This window comes from Sphingomonas sp. PEI4 (assembly GCF_056679955.1).
Genome location: NZ_CM155258.1, coordinates 3,838,094 through 3,853,435, shown reverse-complemented (window position 1 = coordinate 3,853,435; position 15,342 = coordinate 3,838,094). Strand labels below are relative to the sequence as shown.

Below are 15,342 nucleotides of genomic sequence, written 5' to 3'. Positions count from 1 at the left end.
GGGTGAACCGCTAGTTGCTGTTCAGAACGCCACCTTGAACTGCCCGCCGATGATCCGCGGTTCGTTGATCATGCCCGTGAGATTGTTGAAATCGATCGCGCTGATGCTGCGATACTGGTTCGTGATGTTGCGGACGAACGCCCCGACCTCATAGCCCTGTGGTGATTTATACGCCGCCTTCAGGCCGCCTTCGAGCGACGACTTGCCGCGGAATTCGACCGAATCGTACAGGAAGAAGTTGACGCTGCTACGGTATACCCAGTCGGTATAGGCATAGATCTCGCCACCGTTGCCGAGCGGAATCGCATAGCGCGCGGTCCAGTTCGCGATCCAGCGCGGTGCCTGTGGAAGGTCGTTGCCGTCGATCATCGCGAACCCGTTCACGATTGGATCGAGCACGGTGCAGGTCGCGCACACGCCGACGCCGATGCCGGGATCGCGGATTTCGGTGAAGTTATAGCTGCCGCTCGCGGTCAGCGTCAGGTCGCGGACCGGCCGCGCCTCGAACTCGCCCTCGACGCCGTAGCCGATCGCCTTGTTGGCGCTGATCAGCCGTGCCGAGTTGCTGCTGCCGCCGACCGCGGTGATCTGCAGGTCCTTGGTGCTGTACCAATAGGCGTCGAGCGAGAAGTTCACTTTCCGGTCGAGCAGCGTGCCCTTGAAGCCGCTCTCGCCCGAGAACGTGGTCTGCTTCGGCGCGGTGCTCTGGACGCTGCCGAAGGTCACGCGGTCCTGGATCGCCGGCCCCTGATAGCCCGTCGCCAGCCGCGTATAGACGTTGATAGCGGGCGTCAGTTCGTAGGTGGCACTCGCGTCCCAGGTTACGTTCGACGCACGGACGACCGCACGTGCCGGCAGCGTGTCGCTGATCCCCGTGCCGGGGATCGGCGCGGTGACGAGGTCGTTGCGGTAATCGTGCGAATACCGAACGCCTGCGCGCAACGTCAGCAACTCGGTCGGCTTGGCTTCGATCGAAGCGAAACCACCGTAATTCTCGTTGCGATTGTCGTGGAAGATGTCCTGCGTCAGGTCGGTATCGCGCGAACCGGTGCCGCCGAACGCATAGTCGTACTGGTTGTAGCGCAGCGTCTGGTGGAAATAATACAGCCCACCCTGGAGCCGGATGCCGTTCATGTCCTCGCTGGCGTAGCGCAGTTCCTGACTGAACTCCTTCGGCTTGGTGATGCCACCGGTATTCGACGGGAACAGCCCGACGCCGATCGCGCCGATCGTGCCGCCGAGGAACGTGTAGTTGTTGCCGCCGTCGACATCGCCGGTGCTCTCGACCTTGGCCTGTTCGTAGGCGGTGACCGAATAGAAGGTGCCGATGCCGTCGAGGTGATAATCGAGTCGCAGGTTCGTGCCCCACTGCGTCAGGCTCTGGCTGGTATAGCCGTCGAGCGTAGCATGCTTCGGGTCGAAACCGGTGTTGAAGTCGTTGGTGCCCGGCTTGAACAGCCCCGCGCGGAAGATGCGCGGCGAACCGGTGAGATCGCGGACGTGGACGTTCAGCAACGCGTTGAAATCGCTGCTGGCATAGCCGAGCTGGAAGCGGCCGGCGACGTCGCGATAGCCCTCCAGCTTGCGGTCGGCATTGCCCGTCGCGGAATCGTTCTCCACCCAATCGTCGCGCGACTGGATGATGCCGGACGCGCGGAACGCAAAGCCGCTACCGATCGGCAGGTTGATCGCCGCCTCGCCGTTGATCGTATTGTAGGTCGCCCAGGATCCGGTCGCATAACCCGAGGCCCGGTCGGCATCCGGCTTGGCGGAATCGATCTTCACGACGCCGGCCGGCGTGTTGCGGCCGAACAACGTACCCTGAGGTCCGCGGAGGACCTGGACGCTTTGCACGTCAAAAATCGGGAACGACTTGAGCATCGGGCTTTCCAGCGCGACGTCGTCATACACGACCGACACCGGCTGCGCGGCGTTGGGATCGAAATCGGTGTTGCCGAGCCCGCGAATGTAGAAACGCGGGAAGGTGCGTCCAAACGACGATTCGACCTGGAGGCTGGGCGTGCGGCCGGCGAGAAAGCGGATGTCGAGGCCACTTGCGTTCAGCACGTCGAGCTTTTCGCCGCTGATCGCGGTCACTGCCAGCGGAACGTCCTTTGACGATTCCCGGCGCCGGGTGGCGGTTACGACGATGTCGCCGAGCCCCTGGTCGTCGGATACCGAAGGCTGTGCCTGCTCCTGCGCGACGGCTGGCGCTGCGAAGACGAACAGAGGAGTGCCGAGGAGCAGCGGAGCGCTGGCAAGCAGACGGGCAAAGACGGACGGACGCAAGGACACGCGATTCATGGATGATCCCCCCAAGGATACAGACATCCGTCTCGACCGACCCGTGTGACCCGAATCCGTCCGAAGTCGGTAACACGCCTGTAACATGCGACAATAGGTACGCAGGGCGATGCTGCGCTTTTGTCGACGACCGCGACATCTTTGCTGCAGTGGCCACGCTGCTCAGTGACCTCGATGATACCGAGGGCGGACCAAACACCCAGGCAGGTCGCCAAGGATATTTTGCGCATGGAGCGATCTATACGAGGGCGCGAGACGCTGGCGTAGTAATCCCACCTCGCTAAGGGTGGCATTGCAAATTCAGGAATTCAGGTAGACGCATGGCCCGCAAACATTCGAAACATGGGCCCTATGGGGACGCAGATGCCGTGGAGGACGCTCCGGCACCGACAGTGCCGTGCTGGTTGTGCAGCCGGCCCACAGGCCAGACGATCGTCTGGCACCATCCCGTGCCAAAAAGCCGGGGTGGTCGCGATGTCGTACCCATGCATCCGATCTGCCAACAGACGCTGACGGTAAATTTCACGAACTCCGAACTGCAACGCCATGGGATGGATGTAGAGGGCCTGCTCGCCAATCCCGTCATCCGGAAATTCGTCGACTGGGTGGCGAACAAGGACCCCGAATTCACGGCGACGACAGCGAAGAAACAACGCTGATCCATCTCACCGGAGCGTGCAAGCCGAGCCGACGACGCGCCGTCCATACTCCCCGGCACGGACCCCTATCGGGCGACCAACGCCACGATGACGGTGCCACCAGCCCAGTGCCACGATGAGGATATGGATGGGCCGATGCCGAGCCGGCTTCGAATCACGATCCACGCTCGTCCATCGGCGTTGGCCGAATGGCAGCCTCTAGTCGGGTGACAGGCCGTGCAGGGCGTCGGCGACATGGCTGGCTTCGGCGCGCTCGCCGCGCACGACGAACAGGCTGCCCGCAACGATCAGCACGCCGCCAAGCACCAATGGCCACCCTGCCGGATCGCCGAACAGGCCAATGCCCAGCACCGCACCGATCATGGGCTCGATATTGATGAACACGCCCGCACTCGCGCTGTCGACCCGGGTGGCGCCGTATTGCCATGCCGCCGTGGCGACAAAGGTCGAGAACACCCCCTGGCCGACGATCCCGCTCCAGGCGATCGGGCTGAGCGCGAGCGGCGGGAGGCCGTGCAACACCAGTGCGATCGGCAGCACGGCGGCGGTCGCCACGACCAGCGTGACGGCGGGCACGGCCATCGCCGACCGCGTGAGCGGCACGCGCTTGAGGATCAGCAGCCACCCGAGAAAGATCAGCAGCGACAGCAGCGACAAGGCGATGCCGATCCCCGTACCAGCCCCGCCCGGCTTCCCCGCGATCAGCGCAGCGCCGATCGTCGCGGCGCCAACTCCGGTCCAGGACGCCCGGCTGACGCGTTCGCCCGTCAGATGCGCCGCCACCGCGATCAACGCGGGCATCGCACCGACCAGCAGCGCGGCGAGCGTGACGGTGACGCCCGCCAGCCCCTCATACTGGACGATGAAGGCAAGGCCGTAGAGCGCGCCCGCCCACAGCACCGGCGGCGAGCGGAACAGTGCCCGTGCCTCTGGAGTCGCCACCGCGAAGGGAAGTGCGATGATGCTGGCCACCATGAAACGGAGCAGCACCATGTGCGCTGGCTCGACTTCGCGCAGCGCCAGTTTGCCGAGCGGAAAACCTAGACCCCAGAAAACACCGGCGGCAGCGAGCGCGAGAAAAGCGAGCCTGTTCATGCGACCGCGTTGCCCGACCTCGCCGCCGATGGCGAGCGCGAATGCGCGGTGTCGGAGGCGCCCCTTGGCCCAGTCGTATTTCGAGTCGATTGAATCGGCCCGGCAGGTATTTGCAGCACGGCACGACCACTATGATTTGAGGTGCTTCAGCGGCGCATACGGGAAGCGGACGGTCAGGACGATCGTCACGGCAGGGAACATCCCTGCCGCCGCTCGCTTCTAGAAGGGAAATGCGAAGGATAAACCGATATGACGGAAGCGACTTGGGGTGACGGATCGATGACCCCGCACATCAATTGGCGGATGAGCGCGTCGCTGAAGAACGTCCCTCGTGGCGATACGGACGTCCCCGAAGTGGCCAGCCTCGAACGTGCCTTGCGCGATTGGCTCGGGCTGGATGCACGGCATCAAGCGGCCGCCACGCTGACGACCGAACACCCTATCCAGATCGCAGGCGCTATCGGCACGACGTTCACCGGAAAGGCGATCGCTGCGATCGCAGACCATCTGCCGTTGCCCGACACCGCAGGGTAGCAGGCCGGCCGGTACAAGGCGGCGCAGTGGACGATAGCCACGCCACAGAACTTCGGCAACGCAATGCACCGGGGATTGGTGACATCGCTCCAGTCCATTCGCATGACCGGTAGCATCGTTGTCATGCCACAGCGCCTCGGACCGTCGGTTCGCCCGAGGCTGCTTTCTGTACAAGCAGTCTCGGGCGAACCATCAGCCAGCGGTCGATACCGCCGGGCATCACCAGATATGCACGCGCTCCGCCGGTGCCAGATACAGCGCGGCGCCGGGCTTCACGTCGAACGCGGTGTACCAGGCGTCGACGTTACGGACGATGCCATTGACCCGGTAGAACGGCGGCGAGTGCGGATCGGTCAACAGCCGCGCGCGCGCCGCGCCCTCGCGCAACTTCGCCTGCCACGCCTGCGCATAGGACAGGAAGAAGCGCTGGTCGCCAGTCAGCCCATCGATCACCGGCGCCTTGCCGTGCACCGCCTGATATTTCTGATACGCGGCATAGGCCGTCTCGACACCGCCGAGATCGCCGATATTCTCGCCGAGCGTCAGCGCACCCTTCACGTGCACGCCGGGGATCGGCTCGTACGCGTCATATTGCTTCGACAGCGCCGCCGTACGCTGCGTGAAGGCGGTGCGAGCCTCCGGCGTCCACCAATTCTCGAACTTGCCGGATGCGCTGAACTGGCTGCCCTGATCGTCGAACCCGTGGCCCATCTCATGGCCGATGATCGCGCCGATCGCGCCGTAGTTCACCGCGGCATCGGCCTTCGGATCAAAATAGGGCGGCTGCAGGATCGCCGCCGGGAAGGTGATCTGGTTGTTGAGTGGATCATAATAGGCGTTCACCGTCTGCGGCGTCATGCCCCAGAGCGTGCGATCGACCGGCTTGCCGAGCCGCGACAGCTCGAGCCGGTGCTCGAACTCGCCCGAACGGATCGCATTGCCGAGCGGATCGCCGCGCACGACCTTCAGCGACGCGTAGTCGATATACTTCACCGGGTGGCCGATCCGCGGATCGAACGCGGCGAGCTTCGCCAGTGCCTGCGTCTTGGTCGCCGGATCCATCCAGCCGTTCGCGCCGATCCGCTCCTTGTACGCGGCGCGCAGATTGGCGATCAGTTCGCCCATCTTCGCTTCGCTTTCCGGCGGATAATGGCGCTTTACGTACACCTCGCCGACCGCCTCGCCCATCGTGCCGTTGACCACCGCGATGGCGCGCTTCCACCGCGCGCGCTGCTGCGGCTGATCGGCGAGGGTCTTGCCGAAGAAGTCGAAATTCGCCTGGTCGAACGCCTTCGGGAGCACGTTCGCGCTGGACGAGGCGAGGCGGAACTTCATCCAGTCCTGCCACGTCGAGACGGGCGTGGCCGCGTACAGCTTGCCGAGTTCGGTCAGCGCGGTCGAATTGGTCATGTAGACGATCGGGAAATCGCCATAGCCCGCGGTCGACATCAGCAGCGTCCAGTCGAACTCCGGCGCGAGCGCCTTGCGACCGGCGGCATCCATCGGCTTGAGCATCGCCTTCAGATCGCGCGACTGGACCGGCGACCATTGAACCTTCGCCATCGCGGTTTCGAGCGCGACGATCCGGTCGGCCTTCGCCGACGCATCCGGTATGCCCGACAGCGTCAGGATCTTCTCGACATACGCGCGGTACGCGGTGCGGAAGGTGTCGTACTTCGCGCCCTGTTCGAGATAATAGTCGCGCCCGCCCATCCCGAGCGACCCTTGCCCCGCGGCAACCGCATACCGCTTCGGATCGGCGGGATCGGGCAGCTGGCCGACCTCGATCGGGGCGGCGTAGCCGACCGTCGCGAACAGGACTTGCAGCTTCTGCTTGTCGGTTGCGGCGTCGATCTTCGCGAAATACGGCTTCAACGGTGCAGCACCCGCGCGCTCGATCGCCGCCTCGTCCATGAAGCTCGCATAGAGATCGCCGAACTGCTTGGCGCCGGGGCCGACCGCCGCCGGATCGCGCGCGGCATCGTCTAGGATCGTACGGACCTGCTGCTCGGCCTGATCCGCGAGAATGACGCTGCCGCCGGCCGAGGTGCGATCCGCGGCGATCTCGGTCCGCTTGTTCCAGCTGCCGTTCGCATAGGTCCAGAAATCGTCACCCGGCTTCACCGACTTGTCGGCGGCGGTGAGATCGATCCCGAAACTGCCGTAGCGGGTTCCGGTCGGAGCGGCGGCCTGTGCGAACGCCGGCGTCGACAGCGTCAGCGCCGCCGCGCCCAGCAACAACCGCGAGAGAGGATATGACGGCATTGGAACTCCATGATCGAAGGGCGGTGCGAACCGGGATTGGAACAGGTCGGATTCGAAAAATCCAGTTCGATCTTACGGTTCGAGGGCGAATGCCGAACAATATGCGTTCGTTTCCGACGCATCGAACACCGCGCGGGCTGGCTATACCGTCGTTTGCAGGAGGGTCGGCTTTCGATCACCGCGATCAAAGCCTAGTATGCGGCATGGACGAATTGACGCTCAGCGTGGTCGGCATCGACTTTCCCAATGCGGACAAGAGCAAGAGCAACCGGCGCATGGAGCTGTTGCTCTGCGCGCCCGGCGAACCGGTGGAGCTCCGCCGCGAACCGAAGAACCCGCATGACGCCAATGCGGTCGCGGTGTTCAGCCTGCGCGGCGTGCAGATGGGCTATCTGTCGGCAGAGCGCGCGCCCTTCATCGGCCGGCGCATGCAGCAGGAGGAATACGCCGTCGTCTTCCAGGCGCTCGCCGGCAGCATGGGCTATGTCCGCATCCGCTTCGGTGGGGATGCGCCGACAGTGCCGGAACCGGGCGAGCCCGCGCCATCCTCACGCGCCGCACCGTACGATCCCGACGTTTTCTATCCCGATCCCGACGGCCCCGAATGGGGCGCATGAACTCCTGATCCTCCCCGCCAGGGGAGGTGGCTGGCTCTTGCCAGACGGAGGGGGCGGTAACCGATTACGCTTGTTCCGTGTCCTCCCCCTCCGTCGCTACGCGCCACCTCCCCCTAGCGGGGGAGGATAATTAAAAAGCCTAGATACCCTGAGCGGTGACGATGCGACCTGTCGCCTCAAGATCGCGCGTGAGATCGGCGAGGCAGCGATCGACCAGCGCCTCGTCCGAACTCCGCACCACGAAGTTCGCGCCCGTCTTCCCGTCGCGGAAGAACGGATAGCTGCCGATCGCAACGCCTTCGTGCGTCTTCTCGGCGTCGCGCAGGATGTCGGCGACCTCGCTCTCCGCGACCCAGCAGCCGATCGTCTTCGACACCACCGGGCGCCCGCCCTCCAGCGTCCCCGTCAGCGCATCGAGCATCCCGGCCGTAATGTGCGGCACGCCCGCCATGATAAAGATGTTGCCGATCTTGATCCCCGGCGCGCCCGACACCTTGTTGTCGATCAGGTCCGCCCCGACCGGCACCCGCGCCATTCGCGCGCGCGCTTCGGTCAGCCCGCCGCGGGTTGCGTAATATTCCTCCAGCACCGCCATCGCGCGCGGATGATGCTCGACCGCAACGCCCAGCGCCTCGGCGATCGCATCCACCGTGATGTCGTCGTGAGTCGGCCCGATGCCGCCGGTCGTGAACAGGTAATCGTTGCGCGCGCGGAGGATGTTGACGGCCTCGACGATCGCCTCGGTCTTGTCGGCGACCACGCGCACCTCGGCGAGGCGGATGCCCTGCACGTTGAGCCAGGCCGCGATCTGCGCGACGTTCTTGTCCTGCGTGCGGCCCGACAGGATCTCGTCGCCGATGATCGTCAGCGCGGCCGTCCAGATGCGTTCCTCTGTCATGCCCCTCGCATAGCCTCGCAAAAGCCCGCCCGCCACGCTATATCTATGACATGACCGAATATGTAACCGTCACCTCGGACCAGCCCGACGCGCGTACCGGCGCCATCAAGCTGCACGGCCCCGCCGCATTCGCAGGCATGATGAAGGCGGGCCAACTCGCTGCCGAGACGCTCGACATGATCGTGCCGCACATGGTGCCGGGCGTGACCACCGCCGAGATCGACCGGCTGATCTACGACTTCATCGTCGCGGGCGGCGGCGTGCCCGCGACGCTCGGCTATCGCGGCTATACGCACAGCGTCTGCATCTCGATCAACCATGTCGTGTGCCACGGCATTCCGAGCGAGAAGACGCTGAAATCGGGCGATATCGTCAACGTCGACGTGACGCCGTTGCTCGACGGCTGGCACGGCGACACGAGCCGGATGTACCTGATCGGCGACGTCCCCATCAAGGCGCGCCGGCTGGTCGAAGTCACCTACGAATGCCTGATGATCGGCATCGAGCAGGCCAAGCCCGGCAACCGCATGGGCGACGTCGCCAACGCGATCCAGCGCCACGCCGAAAAGCATCGCTACGGCGTGGTCCGCGATTTCTGCGGCCACGGCGTCGGACGCCTGTTCCACGATGCCCCCGAAGTCGTCCATGTCGGCAAGCCCGGCACTGGCCCCGAGCTGCGCCCCGGCATGATCTTCACGATCGAACCGATGATCAACATCGGCCGCCCCGACGTGAAGCTGCTCGACGACGGCTGGACGGCCGTCACGCGCGACCGCTCGTTGTCGGCGCAGTTCGAGCATTCGATCGGGATCACCGAAACGGGGTGCGACATCTTCACGCTAAGCCCCAAAGGCTACACGCAGCCGCCGTATGTCTGACCCGAGCGGGGCGGACATGCTTGACCGCCCCGTCTGGTCGGCACTCACGACGCGTCAGAATGCGGTGAGCCTCGGTGGCCCGCTTGCAAGACGCATGGCGGCGGACATCGGCATATTCGCCGCCTCGGTGGATACGTCGCCCGACAGTCTTGTCGCTCTCGCCGCGCTCGTGCCCGCTGGCGGCGAGATCGCGTTGATGGAGGCGAAAGAGCAGCCTCTACCCCCTGGCCTGACCGTTCGCAAAAGCGCGCTCGGTTGGCAAATGATCGCGTCGACCATAACGCCCGGCGATCCCGCCTTCGAACTCATCACACTGACCGATGCCGACGCCCCTGCCATGCTCGCGCTTGCGACGCTGACCGAGCCCGGCCCGTTCTTCCCGCGCACCAACACGCTCGGCGGTTTCGTCGGGGTGAAGCGTAACGGTCGCCTTGTCGCGATGGCCGGGCGGCGCCTGTCGATGCCCGGCTATGTCGAGGTCAGCGGCGTCTGCACGCACCCAGATCACCGCGGCAACGGCTATGCCGCCGGCCTGATGCGCGTCGTCGCGCGGTCGATCCTGGCAGAGGGCGACACCCCGATCCTTCACGCCTACGCCAGCAATCGCGGCGCCACCGCGCTATACGAAACGCTCGGCTTCTCCTTACGCCGCGAAATGCACATCGCGATCCTCGCCCGCGCTTGATCCTCCCCGGCACGGGGAGGGGGACCAGCGCAGCTGGTGGAGGGGGGCTTCCACTGACGGTACGTGCGCGGCGATCCCCCTCCACGCCTCATCTGCGATGCGCGGTTCCCTCCCCGTCCCGGGAAGGATCGACGCTGGCAAGTCCGGCGCCACCCCGCTAAAGCCCGCCCCATGCCTCAGATCACGCCCCAGATCGTCGCCGACCACGGCCTGTCCCCCGAAGAATATGAGCGCGTCCTGCGCGCCATCGGCCGTGAGCCGAACATGGTCGAGCTCGGCATCTTCTCGGTGATGTGGTCCGAGCATTGCAGCTACAAATCCAGCAAGATCCACCTGATGAAGCTGCCCACCAAGGGCCCCCGCGTCATCTGCGGCCCCGGCGAGAACGCTGGCGTCGTCGACATCGGGGACAATCAGGCGGCGATCTTCAAGATGGAGAGCCACAACCACCCTTCCTACATCGAGCCGTACCAGGGCGCTGCGACCGGCGTCGGCGGCATCCTGCGCGACGTCTTCACGATGGGCGCGCGGCCGATCGCCAACATGAACGCGCTCCGCTTCGGCCGCCCCGATCACCCCAAGATGCGCCACCTGATCTCCGGCGTCGTCCAGGGCATCGGCGGCTACGGCAATTGCGTCGGCGTCCCGACCGTCGGCGGCGAAGTGAATTTCCACAGCGCGTACGACGGCAACATCCTGGTCAACGCGATGACCGTCGGGATCGCCGACCAGGACAAGATCTTCTACTCGGCCGCATCCGGCATCGGCAATCCGATCGTCTATGTCGGCAGCAAGACCGGCCGCGACGGCATCCACGGTGCGACGATGGCCTCGGCCGATTTCGGCGAGGATTCGGACGCCAAGCGCCCGACCGTGCAGGTCGGCGATCCGTTTACCGAGAAGCTGCTGATCGAAGCCTGCCTCGAACTCATGGCCACGGATGTCATCGTCGCGATCCAGGACATGGGCGCCGCCGGCCTCACGTCTTCGGCGGTCGAGATGGCGTCGAAGGGCGGTGTCGGCATCGAGCTGAAGATGGACGACGTGCCCCAGCGCGAGACCGGCATGACGCCCTATGAAATGATGCTCAGCGAGAGCCAGGAGCGCATGCTCATGGTGCTGAAGCCCGGCCGCGAAGCCGAGGCTGAAGCCATTTTCAAGAAGTGGGAACTCGATTTCGCGGTCATCGGCCGCGTCACCGATACCGGCCGCATGGTGCTGACGTTCAAGGGCGAGACCGTATGCGACATCCCGCTCGGGCCGCTCGCAGACGAAGCGCCGCTCTACGATCGCCCGCACGTCCCGACGCCCAAGCCAGCGCCGCTCGAAAACGTGCCGCATAGCAGCGACATCGCCGCCGACCTGCTCACGCTGATGGGCTCGCCCGACGTCGCCTCGCGCCGCTGGATCTGGGAGCAATATGACCACATGGTCGGCGCGGACACGGTGCAGCGCCCCGGTGGCGACGCCGCGGTCGTCCGCGTCCACGGCACGCAAAAGGCGCTGGCGATGACCACCGACTGCACGCCGCGCTATTGCTTTGCCGATCCCGTAGAGGGCGGCAAGCAGGCGGTCGCCGAAGCGTGGCGCAACCTGACCGCGGTCGGCGCGCTGCCGCTGGCGGTGACGAACTGCCTCAACTTCGCCAACCCGCAGCGGCCCGAGATCATGGGCCAGATCGTCGGCTGCCTCGAAGGCATGAGCGACGCCTGCATCGCGCTCGACTTCCCGATCGTGTCGGGCAACGTCTCGCTCTACAATGAATCCAAGGCGACCGGCGGCGGCTCCGCGATCCTGCCGACGCCGGCGATCGGCGCGATCGGCCTGCTCGCCGACTGGCAGAAGAACGCGACGATCGCCTTCAAGGGCTCGGGCGACATCATCCTCGCGGTCGGCACGCGCGGCGGCCATCTCGGCCAGTCGCTGTGGTTGCGCGAATGCCACGGCCGCGAACAGCTCGAAGCCGGCCCTCCCCCGCCGGTCGATCTTGCCGCCGAGCGCCGCGTCGGCGACCTGATCCGCGAGGCGATTGCGCTCGGCCAGCTGACCGCGGTCCACGACGTCTCCGACGGCGGCGTGGCGGTGACGATCGCCGAGATGGCACTCGCCGGCGGCATCGGCGCGATGATCGACCGGAAGCAGCCCTTCGACTGCGCGCGCTCGTTCTTCGCCGAGGACCAGGGCGTCTACATCGTCACCGTCGAGGACCACGCGCTGCTCGACTTCCTCGGCGCTGCGTATGCGGCGGGTGTCGAGGCGGAACCGATGGGACGTACCGGCGGCAAGCGGCTGATCTTCGAACGACCGGACCGCGACGACGTCATCGCGCTCGACACGCTCCGCGCGGCGCACGAGGGCTTCTTCCCGAAGCTCATGGGGGTCGACGCGGCGCTGGCGTGATTCGCTGCGGCGGCGGACGATTGAGACCTCCGCCCCGACGTTAAGCACCCACCCCGGCGTCAAGCAATCACCCCGGCGAAGGCCGGGGCCCCATTGGGAAGGCCGCAGTAACGAATCGCTGCCCTTCGCCATAACCGTCCCCCATTTGGGCCCCGGCCTTCGCCGGGGTGGTTGGGTTTTTGTCGCAAGGAACTGGTTTCGGAACTCAGCATGTGTCCCCGCGAAGGCGGGGACCCAGTCTGGGCTCCCGCCTTCGCGGGAGAACAAGGAGGCAAGATGGTCGTCCGGAGAGGCCCGCCCGGTGGCCGATGCTACGAGGCTCCCCGTCGATCGTGCTCGCCGCGGGTCCGTTCACTACCGTCCGCATTACCTGCCGCTAGTCATCCATCACCATGCCCCCCAACCGTCATCCCAGCGAAGCTGGGATCTCCCCAATCGGGTCGCAGCACTCGCCAACAGGCATACCCCAGCTTCCGCTGGGGTGACGAGTGGTGCGAGGTCGAGGCTGGCTCGAGTTACGGATACGGATACGGGTATAGGTGCGAGTACGAAGGCGGCGGATACTTACCGGTGTGAGGATCACCAGAAAATTCCGATCGCGGCAGCCCGGCACAGCAGACCTGTCCTGCACCACCGCGATATGCCAGCGTCGGACCATGATCGAAGCCTTCCTCGCCTACCGTGCTGCCGAGACGCGTCGATCGGACGCTGGCCTGGACCGAGCATCGCCCGCGTCCGTCCGGTCCTGCCAAGGCAGTCGCTCCCGCGTTGCAGCCAAGCGAAAGCATGCCGTAGTCCAACCCTCACGACGGTCCCACGAAATGCTGCGCGAGCGTCTATACTTCCTATACTTCACTCTGCCCGCATGACCCCCGCCCCCGCCAGAATCGCCACGCTCGACCTCATCCGAGGGGTCGCCGTCATGGGCATCCTAGCCGCCAACATCGCCGCATTCGGCTTTCCCGAATTCGCCTACATGACCCCAGCCTCGATGGGCTGGCCAAACATGCCCGACCTCATAGCCTGGACCACGACCTTCATCGTCATCGACGGCAAGATGCGCGGGTTGTTCTCGTTTCTGTTCGGGGCGTCGATGCTGCTGGTGATCGACCGTGCGGAGGCGAACGGCGAGGACCCTGCGACCGTCCACCTGCGCCGAATGGCATGGCTGTTCGTGTTCGGCGTCGCGCACCTGTACCTGCTGTGGTGGGGCGACATCCTAGCGCATTACGCACTGGTCGGCGCGATCGCGTACATGTTCGTGCGGTTGCCGGTTCGCTGGCTCGTCGGAGTCGGGTTGGCCTGCATCGCCCTTCAGACGGTCGAACTGACCACCCTCACCGCCTATGCCTTCGACCTCTACGGCTCCGCGCACCGGCCCGGCGCAACGGCGCGCGTCATCGCGAACTGGCATCTATTGGCGGATCAATTCGGCCAACCCTCCAAGACCTCCATCGCGCGCGAGCTCGCCATCGGACGTGGCGGATGGGGTGATCTGGTCGTATGGCGCTGGAAACACGCGGTCGGGCCGATCACGTCCCTCACCGCCACCGGTCCGGAGACGCTCGGGTTCATGCTGTTCGGCATGGCCGGGCTGCGATCGGGGTTCCTGACCGGCGAATGGTCGCAGCGACATTATGCCGTGATCGCGGTTGCCGGAGTCGGGATCGGTTGGCTCGCCTATGCGGGCATAGCGACGTTCGACATCGCCCACGGGTTCGACGCGCGGTATGTCGTGCTGTCATGGCTTGCCTTGGCCACGCCGTTCCGCCCCCTCACGATCATGGGTTACGCCGCGGCGATCATCCTGCTCGCCCGCCCCGGCGGCTGGTTGACGACCCGCGTCTCGGCAGCAGGCAGGATGGCGTTCTCCAACTATCTCGGGACGACCGTGATCTGCACGACGCTGTTCTACGGCTATGGGTTCGGGCTGTACGGCGCCTTGTCGCGCGCGCAGCTCTATCTGGTGGTCGTGCCAATCTGGCTGCTGATGCTCCTCTGGTCGAAGCCGTGGCTGGATCGATTCCGCTATGGGCCGCTCGAATGGCTTTGGCGCAGTCTCTCCCGGTTCGAATGGCAGCCGATGCGCGGTTCGGCATTCACGGCCCGCCGATGACGCTATTTGCGAATAAGACGCAAAATGGCTTGCGAGTGGTTCGCATTATCCGTATCCCGAGCTTACAGCTAGGGAGTTCCCATGGTCGTCTGCGTTTGCAATGCCATACGAGAATCCGACGTTCGCAACTGCGCACGCGGCGGTTGCACCACACCCTGCCAAGCCTTTCGTTCGATGGGTCGGAAACCCAAATGCGGCCAGTGCGCATCGATAGCGCGAGCGATTATCGACGAGGAACGCGCCGCTGCATAAGCGTCGCAACAGCTAAGAAACCGCAGAAATCCGCCATTTTTCGGGTTGCGGTTGCGGTCTCGCCGGCGCTACATGTCCGTCAGAGGTGACGGAGATATGGCCATGCGCGGCGACCCCCAAGTAATCGAATATCTGAACGAGGCGCTCAAGAACGAGCTGACCGCGGTCAACCAATATTGGCTCCATTACCGGATGCTCGAGCATTGGGGCGTCTACAAGCTCGCCCAGTACGAGCGGATGGAATCGATCGACGAGATGAAGCATGCCGACTGGTTGTCGGAGCGCATCCTGTTCCTCGATGGCCTGCCGAACTTCCAGCTGCTCGGCCGCCTGCGGATCGGCGAGACCGTCGAGGAGGTCCTGAAGTCGGATCTGGCGCTCGAAGTCGAGGCGACCGTCCAATTGAAGGGGGCGATCTCGTACTGCGAGGAGGTCAAGGATTACATCAGCCGCGACCTGTTCGCCCGCATCCTCGCCAGCGAGGAAGAGCATGTCGACACGCTGGAACGTCAGTTCGAGATGATCGAGCGGATGGGTATCCACAACTACATCCAGCTGAACTCGATCTCGGAGCATGATTCACCCAAGACCGGCGCCGCGCCGTATCTGAAGGGCTAAGCTGGCCCCCGTCATCCTGAC

The 15,342-nt window shown here is 65.0% G+C and carries 13 protein-coding genes; 9 read left to right on the top strand and 4 right to left on the bottom strand.

Going from position 1 to position 15,342, the window contains the following annotated elements; genetic code table 11:
- Positions 1-21: 21 nt before the first annotated feature.
- Positions 22-2,304 (bottom strand): TonB-dependent receptor, encoded by a 2,283-nt coding sequence (locus AC1MLZ_RS17900; RefSeq protein ID WP_480959660.1) that lies wholly within the window; start codon positions 2,302-2,304, stop codon positions 22-24.
- A gap of 320 nt (positions 2,305-2,624) precedes the next feature.
- On the opposite strand from AC1MLZ_RS17900, the gene AC1MLZ_RS17895 reads away from it, so the two are divergent.
- Entirely contained in the window at positions 2,625-2,963 is a 339-nt protein-coding gene (locus AC1MLZ_RS17895; RefSeq protein ID WP_480959659.1) for a hypothetical protein, read from the top strand.
- Between the two features lie 198 nt (positions 2,964-3,161).
- Here AC1MLZ_RS17895 and AC1MLZ_RS17890 read toward each other — a convergent pair whose 3' ends face one another.
- Entirely contained in the window at positions 3,162-4,058 is an 897-nt protein-coding gene (locus AC1MLZ_RS17890) for a DMT family transporter (RefSeq protein ID WP_480959658.1), read from the bottom strand.
- A gap of 249 nt (positions 4,059-4,307) precedes the next feature.
- Here AC1MLZ_RS17890 and AC1MLZ_RS17885 point away from each other — a divergent pair, with 249 nt between their 5' ends.
- The gene (locus AC1MLZ_RS17885) at positions 4,308-4,592 is read left to right on the top strand and encodes a hypothetical protein (protein WP_480959657.1); all 285 of its coding nucleotides are present in this window, start codon (positions 4,308-4,310) and stop codon (positions 4,590-4,592) included.
- A gap of 219 nt (positions 4,593-4,811) precedes the next feature.
- Here the strand turns inward: AC1MLZ_RS17885 and AC1MLZ_RS17880 are convergent, their stop codons facing one another.
- The gene (locus tag AC1MLZ_RS17880) at positions 4,812-6,857 is read right to left on the bottom strand and encodes a M13 family metallopeptidase (RefSeq protein ID WP_480959656.1); all 2,046 of its coding nucleotides are present in this window, start codon (positions 6,855-6,857) and stop codon (positions 4,812-4,814) included.
- 203 nt (positions 6,858-7,060) lie between these two features.
- Here AC1MLZ_RS17880 and AC1MLZ_RS17875 point away from each other — a divergent pair, with 203 nt between their 5' ends.
- On the top strand, positions 7,061-7,474 hold the full coding sequence (locus tag AC1MLZ_RS17875) for an HIRAN domain-containing protein (protein ID WP_480959655.1): 414 nt from the start codon (positions 7,061-7,063) through the stop codon (positions 7,472-7,474).
- 139 nt (positions 7,475-7,613) lie between these two features.
- Here AC1MLZ_RS17875 and AC1MLZ_RS17870 read toward each other — a convergent pair whose 3' ends face one another.
- Positions 7,614-8,372, bottom strand: a complete 759-nt coding sequence (locus AC1MLZ_RS17870) for a competence/damage-inducible protein A (RefSeq protein WP_480959654.1) — start codon at positions 8,370-8,372, stop codon at positions 7,614-7,616.
- 50 nt (positions 8,373-8,422) lie between these two features.
- Between AC1MLZ_RS17870 and map the strand changes: the two genes are divergently transcribed.
- From map to bfr, 6 genes are all read left to right on the top strand, one after another.
- Positions 8,423-9,250 (top strand): type I methionyl aminopeptidase, encoded by an 828-nt coding sequence (gene map, locus AC1MLZ_RS17865; RefSeq protein WP_480959653.1) that lies wholly within the window; start codon positions 8,423-8,425, stop codon positions 9,248-9,250.
- 16 nt (positions 9,251-9,266) lie between these two features.
- On the top strand, positions 9,267-9,935 hold the full coding sequence (locus tag AC1MLZ_RS17860) for a GNAT family N-acetyltransferase (protein ID WP_480959652.1): 669 nt from the start codon (positions 9,267-9,269) through the stop codon (positions 9,933-9,935).
- A gap of 171 nt (positions 9,936-10,106) precedes the next feature.
- The gene (purL, locus tag AC1MLZ_RS17855) at positions 10,107-12,335 is read left to right on the top strand and encodes a phosphoribosylformylglycinamidine synthase subunit PurL (protein WP_480959651.1); all 2,229 of its coding nucleotides are present in this window, start codon (positions 10,107-10,109) and stop codon (positions 12,333-12,335) included.
- An 865-nt stretch (positions 12,336-13,200) separates the two neighbouring features.
- Complete coding sequence (locus AC1MLZ_RS17850) at positions 13,201-14,451, top strand: DUF418 domain-containing protein (RefSeq protein ID WP_480959650.1); 1,251 nt, start codon at positions 13,201-13,203, stop codon at positions 14,449-14,451.
- An 81-nt stretch (positions 14,452-14,532) separates the two neighbouring features.
- Complete coding sequence (locus AC1MLZ_RS17845; protein WP_307084162.1) at positions 14,533-14,703, top strand: (2Fe-2S)-binding protein; 171 nt, start codon at positions 14,533-14,535, stop codon at positions 14,701-14,703.
- Positions 14,704-14,805: 102 nt separating this feature from the next.
- Entirely contained in the window at positions 14,806-15,321 is a 516-nt protein-coding gene (gene bfr / locus AC1MLZ_RS17840; RefSeq protein ID WP_480959649.1) for a bacterioferritin, read from the top strand.
- Positions 15,322-15,342 lie beyond the last annotated feature (21 nt).

Bases quoted from the DNA above. Each gene is read 5' to 3' on its own strand.
- AC1MLZ_RS17860 (WP_480959652.1), top strand. From the start codon at position 9,267: ATGCTTGACCGCCCCGTCTGGTCGGCACTCACGACGCGTCAGAATGCG.
- AC1MLZ_RS17870 (WP_480959654.1), bottom strand. From the start codon at position 8,372: ATGACAGAGGAACGCATCTGGACGGCCGCGCTGACGATCATCGGCGAC.
- AC1MLZ_RS17875 (WP_480959655.1), top strand. From the start codon at position 7,061: ATGGACGAATTGACGCTCAGCGTGGTCGGCATCGACTTTCCCAATGCG.
- AC1MLZ_RS17850 (WP_480959650.1), top strand. From the start codon at position 13,201: ATGACCCCCGCCCCCGCCAGAATCGCCACGCTCGACCTCATCCGAGGG.
- map (WP_480959653.1), top strand. From the start codon at position 8,423: ATGACCGAATATGTAACCGTCACCTCGGACCAGCCCGACGCGCGTACC.
- AC1MLZ_RS17895 (WP_480959659.1), top strand. From the start codon at position 2,625: ATGGCCCGCAAACATTCGAAACATGGGCCCTATGGGGACGCAGATGCC.
- bfr (WP_480959649.1), top strand. From the start codon at position 14,806: ATGCGCGGCGACCCCCAAGTAATCGAATATCTGAACGAGGCGCTCAAG.
- AC1MLZ_RS17890 (WP_480959658.1), bottom strand. From the start codon at position 4,058: ATGAACAGGCTCGCTTTTCTCGCGCTCGCTGCCGCCGGTGTTTTCTGG.
- purL (WP_480959651.1), top strand. From the start codon at position 10,107: ATGCCTCAGATCACGCCCCAGATCGTCGCCGACCACGGCCTGTCCCCC.
- AC1MLZ_RS17885 (WP_480959657.1), top strand. From the start codon at position 4,308: ATGACGGAAGCGACTTGGGGTGACGGATCGATGACCCCGCACATCAAT.
- AC1MLZ_RS17900 (WP_480959660.1), bottom strand. From the start codon at position 2,304: ATGAATCGCGTGTCCTTGCGTCCGTCCGTCTTTGCCCGTCTGCTTGCC.
- AC1MLZ_RS17880 (WP_480959656.1), bottom strand. From the start codon at position 6,857: ATGCCGTCATATCCTCTCTCGCGGTTGTTGCTGGGCGCGGCGGCGCTG.
- AC1MLZ_RS17845 (WP_307084162.1), top strand. From the start codon at position 14,533: ATGGTCGTCTGCGTTTGCAATGCCATACGAGAATCCGACGTTCGCAAC.